The organism is Bradyrhizobium sp. AZCC 2262 (genome assembly GCF_036924535.1).
Lineage (GTDB): Bacteria > Pseudomonadota > Alphaproteobacteria > Rhizobiales > Xanthobacteraceae > Bradyrhizobium.
This window is the reverse complement of the sequence record NZ_JAZHRT010000001.1, coordinates 476,249-487,775: the sequence shown is the minus strand read 5'-3', so window position 1 is coordinate 487,775 and position 11,527 is coordinate 476,249. Positions and strand designations below refer to the sequence as shown.

General features: G+C 63.2%; 14 protein-coding genes and 1 riboswitch. Of the genes, 8 read left to right on the top strand and 6 right to left on the bottom strand.

Going from position 1 to position 11,527, the window contains the following annotated elements; genetic code table 11:
* Window positions 1-82: 82 nt before the first annotated feature.
* The 4 genes from V1283_RS02325 to V1283_RS02310 all read right to left on the bottom strand — a co-directional run bounded on the left by V1283_RS02325 (window position 83) and on the right by V1283_RS02310 (window position 2,285).
* On the bottom strand, window positions 83-298 hold the full coding sequence (locus tag V1283_RS02325) for a dodecin family protein (RefSeq protein WP_334384832.1): 216 nt from the start codon (window positions 296-298) through the stop codon (window positions 83-85).
* A 198-nt stretch (window positions 299-496) separates the two neighbouring features.
* Window positions 497-1,039 (bottom strand): PRC-barrel domain-containing protein, encoded by a 543-nt coding sequence (locus V1283_RS02320; protein ID WP_334384831.1) that lies wholly within the window; start codon window positions 1,037-1,039, stop codon window positions 497-499.
* A 132-nt stretch (window positions 1,040-1,171) separates the two neighbouring features.
* Window positions 1,172-1,549 (bottom strand): PRC-barrel domain-containing protein, encoded by a 378-nt coding sequence (locus V1283_RS02315; RefSeq protein WP_334384830.1) that lies wholly within the window; start codon window positions 1,547-1,549, stop codon window positions 1,172-1,174.
* A 139-nt stretch (window positions 1,550-1,688) separates the two neighbouring features.
* Complete coding sequence (locus tag V1283_RS02310) at window positions 1,689-2,285, bottom strand: hypothetical protein (protein ID WP_334384829.1); 597 nt, start codon at window positions 2,283-2,285, stop codon at window positions 1,689-1,691.
* Window positions 2,286-2,495: 210 nt separating this feature from the next.
* Here V1283_RS02310 and V1283_RS02305 point away from each other — a divergent pair, with 210 nt between their 5' ends.
* Together V1283_RS02305 and V1283_RS02300 are read left to right on the top strand one after the other, a co-directional pair.
* Window positions 2,496-3,248, top strand: a complete 753-nt coding sequence (locus V1283_RS02305; protein ID WP_334384828.1) for a response regulator — start codon at window positions 2,496-2,498, stop codon at window positions 3,246-3,248.
* 2 nt (window positions 3,249-3,250) lie between these two features.
* A complete protein-coding gene (locus V1283_RS02300; RefSeq protein WP_334384827.1) occupies window positions 3,251-4,579 on the top strand; it encodes an ATP-binding protein in 1,329 nt (442 codons plus the stop codon).
* A 25-nt stretch (window positions 4,580-4,604) separates the two neighbouring features.
* On the opposite strand, the gene V1283_RS02295 is transcribed toward V1283_RS02300, so the two are convergent.
* The gene (locus V1283_RS02295) at window positions 4,605-4,799 is read right to left on the bottom strand and encodes a hypothetical protein (RefSeq protein ID WP_334384826.1); all 195 of its coding nucleotides are present in this window, start codon (window positions 4,797-4,799) and stop codon (window positions 4,605-4,607) included.
* Between the two features lie 353 nt (window positions 4,800-5,152).
* On the opposite strand from V1283_RS02295, the gene V1283_RS02290 reads away from it, so the two are divergent.
* The 6 genes from V1283_RS02290 (at window position 5,153) to thiC (ending at window position 10,882) form a co-directional block, all read left to right on the top strand.
* A complete protein-coding gene (locus V1283_RS02290) occupies window positions 5,153-5,671 on the top strand; it encodes a lytic transglycosylase domain-containing protein (protein WP_334384825.1) in 519 nt (172 codons plus the stop codon).
* A 105-nt stretch (window positions 5,672-5,776) separates the two neighbouring features.
* Window positions 5,777-5,906, top strand: a riboswitch (TPP riboswitch).
* On the top strand, window positions 5,894-6,904 hold the full coding sequence (locus V1283_RS02285) for an FAD-dependent oxidoreductase (protein WP_334384824.1): 1,011 nt from the start codon (window positions 5,894-5,896) through the stop codon (window positions 6,902-6,904). It overlaps the preceding riboswitch by 13 nt.
* Window positions 6,895-7,092, top strand: a complete 198-nt coding sequence (gene thiS, locus V1283_RS02280; RefSeq protein ID WP_334384823.1) for a sulfur carrier protein ThiS — start codon at window positions 6,895-6,897, stop codon at window positions 7,090-7,092. The genes V1283_RS02285 and thiS overlap by 10 nt, the downstream gene beginning before the upstream one ends.
* 324 nt (window positions 7,093-7,416) lie before the next feature.
* Entirely contained in the window at window positions 7,417-8,199 is a 783-nt protein-coding gene (locus tag V1283_RS02275) for a thiazole synthase (RefSeq protein ID WP_334392934.1), read from the top strand.
* Window positions 8,186-8,794, top strand: coding sequence for a thiamine phosphate synthase (gene thiE / locus V1283_RS02270; RefSeq protein ID WP_334384822.1), 609 nt, complete (start codon window positions 8,186-8,188; stop codon window positions 8,792-8,794). The genes V1283_RS02275 and thiE overlap by 14 nt, the downstream gene beginning before the upstream one ends.
* 189 nt (window positions 8,795-8,983) lie before the next feature.
* The gene (gene thiC / locus V1283_RS02265; protein WP_334384821.1) at window positions 8,984-10,882 is read left to right on the top strand and encodes a phosphomethylpyrimidine synthase ThiC; all 1,899 of its coding nucleotides are present in this window, start codon (window positions 8,984-8,986) and stop codon (window positions 10,880-10,882) included.
* A 51-nt stretch (window positions 10,883-10,933) separates the two neighbouring features.
* Here thiC and V1283_RS02260 read toward each other — a convergent pair whose 3' ends face one another.
* The gene (locus V1283_RS02260) at window positions 10,934-11,164 is read right to left on the bottom strand and encodes a hypothetical protein (RefSeq protein WP_334384820.1); all 231 of its coding nucleotides are present in this window, start codon (window positions 11,162-11,164) and stop codon (window positions 10,934-10,936) included.
* Window positions 11,165-11,527 lie beyond the last annotated feature (363 nt).

The window sequence follows — 11,527 nt, the reverse complement described above, 5'->3', positions numbered from 1 at the left end:
TGGAATGGTGGGCACGAGGAGCCTGTCATCGGGCGCGCATTCGCGCGACCCGTTGGCTTTGCCCACCCCACACATGCCTCGCTTACGATCCCTCGAACTTGAACGAGACGTTCACCTTGGCGCGGTAGGCTTCGACCTTGCCACTGGCGTCCAGTTGCAGATCCAGCTTCACGACCTCGGCGACGCGCAGATCGCGCAGCGAAGCTCCAGCGCGACTCACCGCCGCGGCAGCCGCTTTTTCCCAGGATTCTGTGCTGGTGCCGATCAGCTCGATGACCTTGTAGACGCTATCAGCCATGTCGTCCTCCCGTTGGTGCAAGGGTCTGCACAAGGCAGGACGCAGGTGCTCCTGCCGTCACACAGCCTAACATCGAGACATGCGACCCGATAGGATGCGCTGCACCATTGCAGCGAACGGGTGTTGCAAAAAGCAAATGGCCGGGCGGCATCATGCCGTCCGGCCATTTGGGGGAAGCTGGTTGTTGAGACCGCTGCCTTATTCAGTCGAATACTTGAACTCCGGCATCGCCTTCAACTGGTCCTTGGTCGCGCTGAACACGGCGTGATCCGGGTACCAGGGATTCTTCTTCACCGCGGCAGGCGCGGTCGTCGCAGCACCCGTCGTCGTGGTGTTCGTTGAAGGCCTTGCGCCACCGGTCGTGGGCGCGCTCGAGGCGCCGGTATAAGCAATCGGATCATCGACGAACTTCACCTTGTCGAGGGGCACCGCGACCAGATGCTCGCCGACGCCGAGGAAGCCGCCGACGCCGATCACGACGCCTTTGATGTCGCCGCTCTTGTCGGTCAGCAGATCGTTGATCGATCCAAGGCTCTCGTTGGAGTCGTTGTACACATTCAGGCCGACGAGCTTGGAAGCGCGCCAGTTGCCCTTGAACGACGTAGTGTCGGACGCCGTTGCGGGCGCGGCCTTGGTGGCGCTATCGGTGTTTGCACTGTTTGTGCTCGGACTTTGCGCGAACGCGACACTGGCCAGTAACGCGGAACCCGCGACGCCGGCGATGGCATATCTGGTTAACATATCGGTTCTCCCTCAGTTCAGAAATCGATGCTGGGAAAACCCGACACTCCAACAAGTGTTCCGCACATTTCGCACGGAACCGTGGAGAGGCGACACTTGAACGCAGGAACAATCTGCTGACATCACGCACGATCAGAAGCCGCCCCAGTACGGCGGCATGCCGTAATAGCGATGCAGCTCTGCTTCCTTGTCCCGATCGCCCCAGTCGAAATCCTTGTCGGCACGGAACGACGGCGCGCGCTTCAGCTCTTCATCGTCGATGTCGAGTTCGTAGGCTTCGAACCTGGTGTTGTAGCGAAGCCGTCCCCACGGCAACGGAATCAGGTTGGCGCCGATGCCCAGAAACCCGCCGAAACTCAGGATTGCATAGGATACTTTACCGGTGACCTTGTCGATCATCAGCCGCTCGATGTGGCCGATCATGTCTCCGTTCGGCCGGCGCACCGCGGTCCCCTCGACACGGTCGCTCGCGATCAACTGATGCGGCTTGGTCATGACGTCGCTTGCCATTGCACCCTCCACACGTGAATGGGAACCAACGTTGCACTGCGTGACAGGTTCCGTCTCCGGAAAACAAGACAACCATCCTTTCCTATCTGGAAAGGATGGTTGCAAGGCGCAGCTTTGGGGAAGCGGCCTCGGGAAAATGTCAGCTTTGGTAGTCGATCAACAGCGCCGAGAACGAGGCGCTGCTGCTGCTCGAAGTCGTGCCGGTCGCGCCGTAGGACGTCGACGACGAGGCCGACAGCGACTCCTGCAATGATTCCAGGAACTGCTTCAGGATGTCGTCGATCGATGTCGAGGACGAGGAAGACGAGGAGGTGTCGTCGCCGGAGGACGCATCGCCTGAAGGCGGCGGGCCTCCCGGAGGCGGGCCGCCGGCTCCACCAAGACCGCCCGGGCCACCCGGACCGCCAGCCCCGCCGGGTCCGTTGGCAAAGGCGGCCTTGAAGACGCCCTGCAGTTCGGTGGCCTGGTCGCTGGTCAGCTTGCCGCTGGAAACTTCGCCGGCGATCAGGTCGTCGATCTTCGATTTGAGCTGGTCGGGCGACGGCCGCGTTCCGGCGGCCTGGTTGCTGGCGCGGCTCGCCTGCATCGCGGAATCGATATCGGTCAAGGCCGACGACAATGCGTCCTTGTCCGATGAACTGATGGCGCCGGAATTGACTTCGGAGAGCAACTCGTCCTGCAACTTCTGCAGTGGCGATTGGTAGGTGTTGGTGGAGGCCGCCGAGATCGAGGTCATGATAGCTCCAAGGGGATGGTCAAGGGGTGGTCAGGTGATTCGTCGAGGTACCCGGTACTCGTGGACGCATCGACCGTAGGGCTGCGGGTCTTAACGAGGTCTTTTCGGCCGCCTCCGGGGCTGTTGCCCGGTGTTGCCCGGAGTCATCCAGAAACATCTGGAAACAAAAATCCTTCGCGCGTGCGCCCGAATCACCGACAAAAGGTCAGCATGGCCCAGGCAATACCCAACATCCTTGTCGTTGAGGACGACCGCGAGACGCGGTCGCTGATCGCAAAATACCTGCGCAACAACGCCTGCAACGTGGCGACCGCGGCCGACGGCCGCGAGATGGTCCGCGCCATGACCGACCGCCGCGTCGATCTCCTGATCCTCGACGTCATGCTGCCCGGCGAGGACGGCCTCACGCTGTGCCGCAAGGTGCGCGCGCAATCGCAGACCCCGATCATCATGCTGACCGCGCGCGGCGAGGACATCGATCGCATCCTCGGCCTGGAGATGGGCGCCGACGATTATCTCGCCAAGCCGTTCAACCCGCGCGAATTGCTGGCGCGGATCAACGCCGTGCTGCGCCGGCAGGCCGCCGCCTACACCGCCAGCGCCGTCGAAGGCGCAACCGTGCTGGCGTTTGCCGGCTGGCGGATCGATGTCCGGCTGCGCGAGTTGCGCAATCCCGAGGGCGCGCACGTGGCGATGACCAGCGCCGAGTTCGACCTGCTGCGAACCTTCTGCGAGCGGCCCGGCCGCGTGCTGTCGCGCGACAGCCTGCTCGACCTCACGCAAGGGCGCAACGCCGGCTCGTTCGAGCGCTCGATCGACGTGCTGGTCAGCCGCATCCGCCGCAAGATCGAACCCGATCCGCAAGCCGCCACCCTGATCAAGACGGTGCGCTCCGGCGGCTACATGTTCACCCCGCGAGTTGAACCAGTCAGCGTCGAGGCGGTGACCGCCGCCGGCCACTGATCATGAAGGGCCTCCTGAACCTGCGCGGCATCAGCGGCCAGATCGCAGCCCTCGTCGTCGTCTCGATCGCAGCGCTCCATCTGATCATCACCGCGAGTTTCCTGCTGCACCGGCCCGACCAGGCGGAGCCGTCGTCCGACCGCGGCCACGGCCAGCTTGCAGCAGTCGTGCAGTTGCTCGGCGCAGCGCCCGCCTCGGAACGGCCGCGGCTGAGCGCCGACATCGCGCGCGCCTTTCCGCAGCTCGGCATCGAAATCTTGCCGTCCGGGCAAATGCCTGCGGCTGATGATGCCGACAGGTTCAACCCGCACGGCCTGCAGCGGCGCCTCGGCCATGACTATCGCATCTTCCCGCTCGCGAGCGACGGCGGCACCCGCAAGGTCGGCATCGGCTTGCCTGATGGCATGATGATTTCGGCCAACGTCCTGCCGGACCGGCCGCGGCCGCCGTTTCTCGGCGGACCGTGGATGATGACGCTGCTGTTTGCCGTCATCAGCGTCACCTTGCTGGGCCTGTGGGCGGCCCGCGCGTTGACCGCGCCCTTGTCGTCCTTCGCCAAGGCCGCCGAGAGTTTCAGCCTGAACGGCGCCGCGGCGCCGCTGCCGGAACGCGGGCCGGCGGAAATCCGCTCGGTCGCGCGCGCGCTCAATCGGATGCGCGAGCGCATCACCGGCCTGATCGACGACCGCACCAAAATGCTCGCCGCGATCAGTCATGATCTGCGCACGCCGATTACAAGAATGCGTCTTCGCTCCGAATTCATCGAGGACGAAACCTATCGCAGCCGCATGCTCGACGATCTCGACCAGATGCGCGCGATGCTGGAATCGGTGCTGTCGTTCCTGCGCAACGGCCGCAGGCCCGAGGCCATGACGCTGGCCGACATCGCAAGCACCCTGCAGCTCATCACCGACCAGTTCGCCGACATGGGACACAAGGTCGCCTATGACGGCCCCGCGCATGCCATGGCCACGGTGCGGCCGGACGATCTGCATCGCGCCGTCACCAACCTGGTGGAGAATGCCGTGCGGTTCGGCGCCGAAGCGGTGATCCGCCTTCACGTCTCACCGGATCAGCTCACCATCGACGTCGAGGACGACGGCCCCGGCATTTCGGATGCGCTGAAGCAGAACATGCTGGAGCCGTTCGTGCGCGGCGACGAGGCCCGCAACATGGATGAAGCGGCGGGCTTCGGCCTTGGTCTTTCGATCACGAATGCGATCGTACTCGCGCACGGCGGCGCGCTGTCGCTGCACGACCGGCGGCCGCATGGACTCGTGGTTCGGATGCGATTGCCGGTTCGCCAGCAGAGCGAGCGCTCCGCGGCCTAGATGATGGCGTCAGGCAGCCAGTGCGTCAGGCAGCGAGTGCGTCCGGATCCGCCTCTTCATAGATCGCGATCGCTTCAAAGCGATAATCGCAGGCGCGGCAGAACCAGAGGAACGACGTGCGGCCTGGACTGCTCTCGACCCAATCCGGTCTCGCGATCGGCTTGCCGCACTGGGCACAGGGATTTCCGCGGGGCAAATAGCTGGAATCGGCTCGAGCCATGGCGCATCTCCCTCAACTTCGGACGTCATAATGACGCCTCGCTTTTTTAAAAATGTCGTTGAATGCGACAGGTTTGCTGTCGAAAAGAATGGGTTTTATCGCGCGTCTTCTTTACACCTTGACTGCGACTTTTGCACGACATTCTTGCGCGTCCGCATGACGCAGATTCGCGTCGACAGAAGCGATGCATCGCACACATAACGTTAGGATCGCGCTGGCTGCATATGTTGACACATGCATGAGCCGCAGACAACTCGCCGCGATCTCGTCCGTTTTTCGCCACATCTTGGCCCGCTGATGGAACTAACCGGAGGAACCATTCGTTCCTGCGTCCATCCGCCGAGATCGTTTTTATGAAAAGTTTTCCGAAATTCGTCTGGCTCGCCGCTACCGCCGCGCTATTCGTTTCATCAGGTGCAAGCGCGCAGAGTCGCGCGCAATATGAAAGCATGGTCGCAACCCACGCCGCCGCCAACAACGTGCCGGAAGCGCTGGTGCACCGCGTGATCGTGCGCGAGAGCAAATATCACGCAAACCTCGTCGGTCGCGGCGGCACCATCGGGCTGATGCAGATCAAGCTGCCGACCGCGCGCGGCCTCGGCTACACCGGCGACGCCGCGGGCCTGCGCGATCCCGATACCAATCTCGCCTGGGGCATCAAATATCTGGCGGGCGCCTACCGCGCCGCCAACGGCGATCACAACCGAGCCGTGCGTTATTATGCGGGCGGCTATTACCACGCTGCAAAGCGCCAGCGACCCATGCAGATCGCGCCCGTGCTCGCGAGTGGCGGGCCGCCGAAAATCATCGCCAGGCCGGTCGAAACAGCGAAAACGCCCTCCGAGGCGAACGCAATGCAGACCGCCAAATAGCCTGATCTCGTGCCCCGGGGCAGCGCGCTGCGCTGCGTCACGGCATCCCAGCGGTGCAGTTCCCGCAAAGTCGCGTTGACACGTCAGCCCAACTGCCTACATTAGCCCTGTTCCGAGGGGTGCTCCGATGAGGAGCTGAGATACCGCAAGCTTGGGCCGAAAGGCGCTGGACCGCGGTGACCCTTTGAACCTGATCCGGGTCATGCCGGCGAAGGGACAGGGATGTACCAGAAGTCAGATCCGCGGGGGGATTCCCCCGTTTCCATCATCGGCGCGGGCATTGCCGGCGCATGGCAGGCGCTGCTGTTCGCACAGGCCGGCCATGCCGTTACCCTGTATGAGCGCAGTGACGCCGATATGACGCTCTCCACCAGCCACTGGGCCGGCGGCATGCTGGCGCCCTGGTGCGAGGCCGAGACCTCCGAACCCCTGATCGGCCGGCTCGGCATCCGCTCGCTCGACCTGTGGCGCGCGCATTTTCCCAAAACCCCGTTCAACGGATCGCTGGTGGTGGCGCATGCGCGCGACCGCGCCGATTTCGAACGTTTTGCGAAACTGACCACCGGCCATACCAGGCTCGACGCGCGGGGATTGAGCGAGCTCGAACCATCGCTGGATGGCCGTTTCCGCGATGGCCTGTTCTATGCCAACGAGGGCCATGTCGAGCCGCGCCGCGTGCTCCCCGAACTGCATGCCCGCATCGAAGCCGCCGGCGGCACCATCAAGTTCGACTGCGATGCTGATGGCGAGGACCTCGACGGTATCGTGATCGACTGCCGTGGACTGTCCGCGCGCGACAAGCAGCCGGAGCTGCGTGGCGTCAAGGGCGAGATGATCATCGTCGAGACATCGGAGGTCGAGCTGTCGCGCCCGGTGCGGCTGATCCATCCGCGCTGGCCGCTCTACGTGATCCCGCGCGGCGACAACAAATTCATGCTGGGCGCGACCTCGATCGAGGCCGAGGACACCGGCGTCAGCGTGCGCTCGGCACTGGAGCTGCTCGGCGCCGCCTATGCCGTGCATCCGGCCTTTGCCGAAGCGCGCATCGTCGAGTTCGGCTCGGGCCTCCGTCCCGCCTACCCGGATAATCTGCCGCGCATCACGGTCGACAAGAAGATCGCGGTGAACGGCCTTTACCGCCACGGTTTTCTGCTGGCCCCCGCGCTGGCCGAGCTGACGCTTGGCTACGTGCAACGCGGCGCGATCGACAATGAGGTGATGCGATGCGTGTGACCGTCAACGGGGAGCAGCGGGAGATCACCTCTTCCCGCGTCGACGCGCTGCTCAGCGAGCTCGAATACGAAGGCACGCATTTCGCGATTGCGCTGAATTACGACGTGCTGCCGAAAAGCCGCTGGGCGGAGACCGCGCTGAAGAGCGGCGACGAGATCGAGATCATCACGCCACGGCAGGGAGGGTGATGTGATGAACACGCGCACTCTCCCCACGTCGTCCCTGCGAACGCAGGGACCCATAACCACCGGCGTCCGTGATGACGAAAGGTCTCTGCCACCGTGCCCACAACTGAGATCACGCGGTATGGGTCCCTGCGTTCGCAGGGACGACAAAGTTGGTTGCGAGCGCTCACAACAAACTCCGCTGTCATCGCCCGGCTTGACCGGGCGACCCAGTACGCCGCGGCTTTTCGGTTCGATCGCTGGCTTCCCGGCGTACTGGATCCCCGCCTTCGCGGGGATGACGAGCGGTAGATGCGAGAACGAGTTGCGGGACAGGACCCTGACACCATGCTGAACTTCTACGGCAAAACCTTCTCCTCCCGCCTCCTGATCGGCAGCGCGCTCTACCCCTCGCCGGCGATCATGCAGGACGCGATCCGCGCGTCGGGGGCCAACATCGTCACGGTGTCGCTGCGGCGCGAGGCCGCCGGCGGCAAGACGGGCGATGCGTTCTGGTCGCTGATCCGCGAGCTTGACGTGACGGTGCTGCCGAACACCGCCGGCTGCCGCAGCGTGCGCGAGGCGGTGACGACGGCAAAGCTGGCGCGTGAATTGTTCGGCACGCCCTGGATCAAGCTGGAGGTGATCGCCGACAACGACACGCTGCAGCCCGACGTGGTCGGCCTGGTCGAAGCCGCCGCCATCCTGATCAAGGACGGGTTTGAGGTGTTCCCCTATTGCACCGAAGACCTTTCGGTCGCGATGCGGCTGGTCGATACAGGGTGCAAGGTCGTGATGCCATGGGCCGCGCCGATCGGCAGCGCCAAGGGGATCACCAACCGTGACGCGCTGAAATTGATGCGCGAGCGCCTGCCCGATATCACGCTCGTGGTCGACGCCGGCTTAGGGGCGCCCTCGCATGCGGCGCACGCCCTCGAACTCGGCTACGACGCCGTGCTGCTCAACACGGCGATCGCAAAGGCCGCCGATCCTGTCGTGATGGCCAATGCGTTTCGATCAGGCGTCGAAGCCGGCCGCACCGCCTACGAGGCCGGGCTGATGGAAGCCCGCGACTTCGCCTCGCCTTCAACCCCTGTGATCGGGACACCGTTCTGGCATGCCGTATCCTGATAAATTCTATCCTGTCGTTCACAACGTCGCCTGGGTGACGCGGCTGGCGCTGCTCGGCGCCGGCACCATCCAGTTGCGCGCCAAGGACCTCAATGAATCAGAGGCGCTGCAGATCGTGACCGACGCGCTGGAGGCCATCAAGGGCACTGACGCAAAACTCGTGGTCAACGATTACTGGCGCGCCGCGATCGTCGCCGGCGCAAAACACCTGCATCTCGGCCAGGAAGACCTTGTCGACGCCGACCTCGGCGAAATCCGCAAAGCGGGATTGACGCTCGGTATCTCCACCCATGACGACGAGGAACTGGCGACCGCGCTGGCAGCGAAGCCGGACTATATCGCGCTCGGCCCGATCTTTCCGACCACGCTGAAATCCATGCGCTTCGCGCCGCAAGGCATTGCAAAGATCACCGAGTGGAAGAAGCGCGCAGGCCCCATCCCGCTGGTCGCGATCGGCGGCATCAAGTTCGAACAGTCGGCCGAGATTTTTGCAGCCGGTGCGGACTCCATCGCTGTCGTCAGCGACGTCACCCAGAACGCCGACCCGGATGCACGGGTGCGGCAATGGCTGGGCCAGAGCGCGGAGGCCGCGTGAGATGAGAACACCAGTTATCCGTCACCCCCGCGCAACGGCTTTGCCGTTGTCGCTGGAGGTGGCCGCTTCTTCAGCGGCCCTCGAAGGGCGACGGCCCAGCTCCATCCTTCGAGGCTCGCAAGCGCTCGCACCTCAGGATGACGAACAACACGCGATGACGCGATAACAAATTCAACGGAGGATAACCTAATGAACATCCGCTCCAATCCCGACACCACCCTTCCCGCCGTCACCACCGGCCCCCTTCCCTCGTCCCGCAAGATCTTCGCCACCCCCGAAGCCGCGCCCGACCTGCGCGTGCCCTTGCGCGAGATCATCCTCTCCGAAGGCGCCGGCGAGCCGAACCTTCCCGTTTACGACACCTCGGGCCCCTACACCGACCCGACCGTGACCATCGACGTCAACGCCGGCCTGTCGCGCAACCGTCTCGCCTGGGTCAAGGAACGCGGCGGCGTCGAGGAGTATCAGGGCCGCGAGATCAAGCCGGAGGACAACGGCAATGTCGGCGCCTCGCACGCCGCAAAGGCCTTCACCGCGCACCACAAGCCGTTGCGCGGCACAGGCGACCACAAGATCACGCAGCTCGAATTTGCCCGCGCCGGCATCATCACGAAAGAGATGATCTACGTCGCCGAACGCGAAAACCTCGGCCGCAAGCAGCAGCTCGAACGCGCAGAAGCAGCGCTGGCCGATGGCGAGAGCTTCGGCGCCGAGGTGCCCGCCTTCATCACGCCGGAATTCGTCCGCTCCGAGATCGCGCGTGGACGCGCCATCATCCCCTGCAACATCAACCATGCCGAACTCGAGCCGATGATCATCGGCCGCAATTTCCTGACCAAGATCAACGCCAATATCGGCAACTCCGCCGTGACGTCATCGGTGGAGGAAGAGGTCGACAAGATGGTGTGGGCGATCCGCTGGGGCGCCGACACCGTGATGGACCTCTCGACGGGCCGCAACATCCACACCACGCGCGAATGGATTCTTCGAAATGCGCCGATCCCGATCGGCACCGTTCCGATCTATCAGGCGCTGGAGAAGTGCGAAGGCGATCCGGTCAAACTGACCTGGGAGCTCTACAAGGACACGCTGATCGAGCAGTGCGAACAGGGCGTCGACTATTTTACGATCCACGCCGGCGTGCGCCTGCCCTACATCCACCTGACCGCCAACCGCGTCACCGGCATCGTGTCGCGCGGCGGCTCGATCATGGCGAAGTGGTGCCTGGCGCATCACAAGGAAAGCTTCCTCTATACGCATTTCGACGAGATCTGCGACCTCATGCGCAAGTACGACGTCTCGTTCTCGCTCGGCGACGGCCTGCGCCCCGGCTCGATTGCGGATGCCAACGACCGCGCGCAGTTCGCCGAACTGGAGACGCTTGGCGAGCTGACAAAGATCGCGTGGGAAAAGGGCTGCCAGGTGATGATCGAAGGCCCCGGCCACGTGCCGATGCACAAGATCAAGATCAACATGGACAAGCAGCTCAAGGAATGCGGCGAAGCCCCGTTCTACACGCTTGGGCCGCTGACGACGGACATCGCGCCGGGCTACGACCACATCACCTCAGGCATCGGCGCCGCCATGATCGGCTGGTTCGGCTGCGCCATGCTCTGCTACGTCACGCCGAAGGAGCATCTGGGTCTCCCCGACCGCAACGACGTCAAGGTCGGCGTCATCACCTACAAGATCGCCGCCCACGCCTCAGATCTCGCCAAGGGCCACCCCGCCGCGCAACTCCGCGACGACGCCCTCTCGCGTGCGAGGTTCGACTTCCGCTGGACCGACCAGTTCAACCTCGGCCTCGATCCGGACACCGCAAAGAGCTTCCACGACGAAACCCTGCCGAAGGAAGCCCACAAGGTCGCCCACTTCTGCTCGATGTGCGGCCCGAAATTCTGCTCGATGAAGATTACGCAGGATGTGCGGGACTACGCGGCGACGCTGAACGATCCGGCGAGTGTGGGGATGTCGGTGACCGGGACCATCGAGGATGGCATGGCGGCGATGAGCCAGAAGTTCAAGGAGATGGGAAGCAGCGTGTATCTCGATGCGGAGAAGGTGAAGGAGAGTAATCGGGTGTTGTGAGGAGACTACCCATCCTAGCGAGCTACAGGAGGATGACGGGGTCCACTAGCTTCAAAGCGGAATTCCGTCGTCCTCTGCCAAATTCGGCTCTTCCTCAGCAATCAGCTTGACCAGTTTAGAGGCGACACCAGCCTGTATCTTGTCGCCGTAGTTATCGAGGAGCGATTTGTAAAAATTTCGCAAGTCATCGTCGCCCACAATCCAACCGACCTGATGGTTGGATTGTGGGATTTCGGCTAACTGCTCGACCTGCGTCGGCGAGAACTCTGACTGCTTGGACAATCTCCCAATTAGAAGATGCGTATTTGCAAATGAACCGCTAACCGACAATTTCTGGATGAGCAGATCCCGTTCTAGTTCACTAGCTATCTTAATGTCGGGAAAATCGTCTTTGAAATAGTCTGAAATCTTCGAGTAAAAGAACAGCTCCGATTTTTTCTTTTCTGCCCATTCAGTATCAAGGTACTCGTTGGCCTCGTTGTGGGATATCCAGTCCGAAAACTACCGGTGCCCCCATCCACCACGTCCCATTGGCATCAAAGCCAGCCGCTCTCTTTCCCACCCGCGCCGGCGACTTCTCTTCGTCTCCGGCGTCCCAGCTTCGAAGCCAACGGCGCGCTCCCCGACGGCTTCGAGGTGCAGCAA

Coding starts and splice junctions, on each gene's coding strand:
- V1283_RS02325 (WP_334384832.1), bottom strand. CDS start 298: ATGGCTGATAGCGTCTACAAGGTCATCGAGCTGATCGGCACCAGCACA.
- V1283_RS02320 (WP_334384831.1), bottom strand. CDS start 1,039: ATGTTAACCAGATATGCCATCGCCGGCGTCGCGGGTTCCGCGTTACTG.
- V1283_RS02315 (WP_334384830.1), bottom strand. CDS start 1,549: ATGGCAAGCGACGTCATGACCAAGCCGCATCAGTTGATCGCGAGCGAC.
- V1283_RS02310 (WP_334384829.1), bottom strand. CDS start 2,285: ATGACCTCGATCTCGGCGGCCTCCACCAACACCTACCAATCGCCACTG.
- V1283_RS02305 (WP_334384828.1), top strand. CDS start 2,496: ATGGCCCAGGCAATACCCAACATCCTTGTCGTTGAGGACGACCGCGAG.
- V1283_RS02300 (WP_334384827.1), top strand. CDS start 3,251: ATGAAGGGCCTCCTGAACCTGCGCGGCATCAGCGGCCAGATCGCAGCC.
- V1283_RS02295 (WP_334384826.1), bottom strand. CDS start 4,799: ATGGCTCGAGCCGATTCCAGCTATTTGCCCCGCGGAAATCCCTGTGCC.
- V1283_RS02290 (WP_334384825.1), top strand. CDS start 5,153: ATGAAAAGTTTTCCGAAATTCGTCTGGCTCGCCGCTACCGCCGCGCTA.
- V1283_RS02285 (WP_334384824.1), top strand. CDS start 5,894: ATGTACCAGAAGTCAGATCCGCGGGGGGATTCCCCCGTTTCCATCATC.
- thiS (WP_334384823.1), top strand. CDS start 6,895: ATGCGTGTGACCGTCAACGGGGAGCAGCGGGAGATCACCTCTTCCCGC.
- V1283_RS02275 (WP_334392934.1), top strand. CDS start 7,417: ATGCTGAACTTCTACGGCAAAACCTTCTCCTCCCGCCTCCTGATCGGC.
- thiE (WP_334384822.1), top strand. CDS start 8,186: ATGCCGTATCCTGATAAATTCTATCCTGTCGTTCACAACGTCGCCTGG.
- thiC (WP_334384821.1), top strand. CDS start 8,984: ATGAACATCCGCTCCAATCCCGACACCACCCTTCCCGCCGTCACCACC.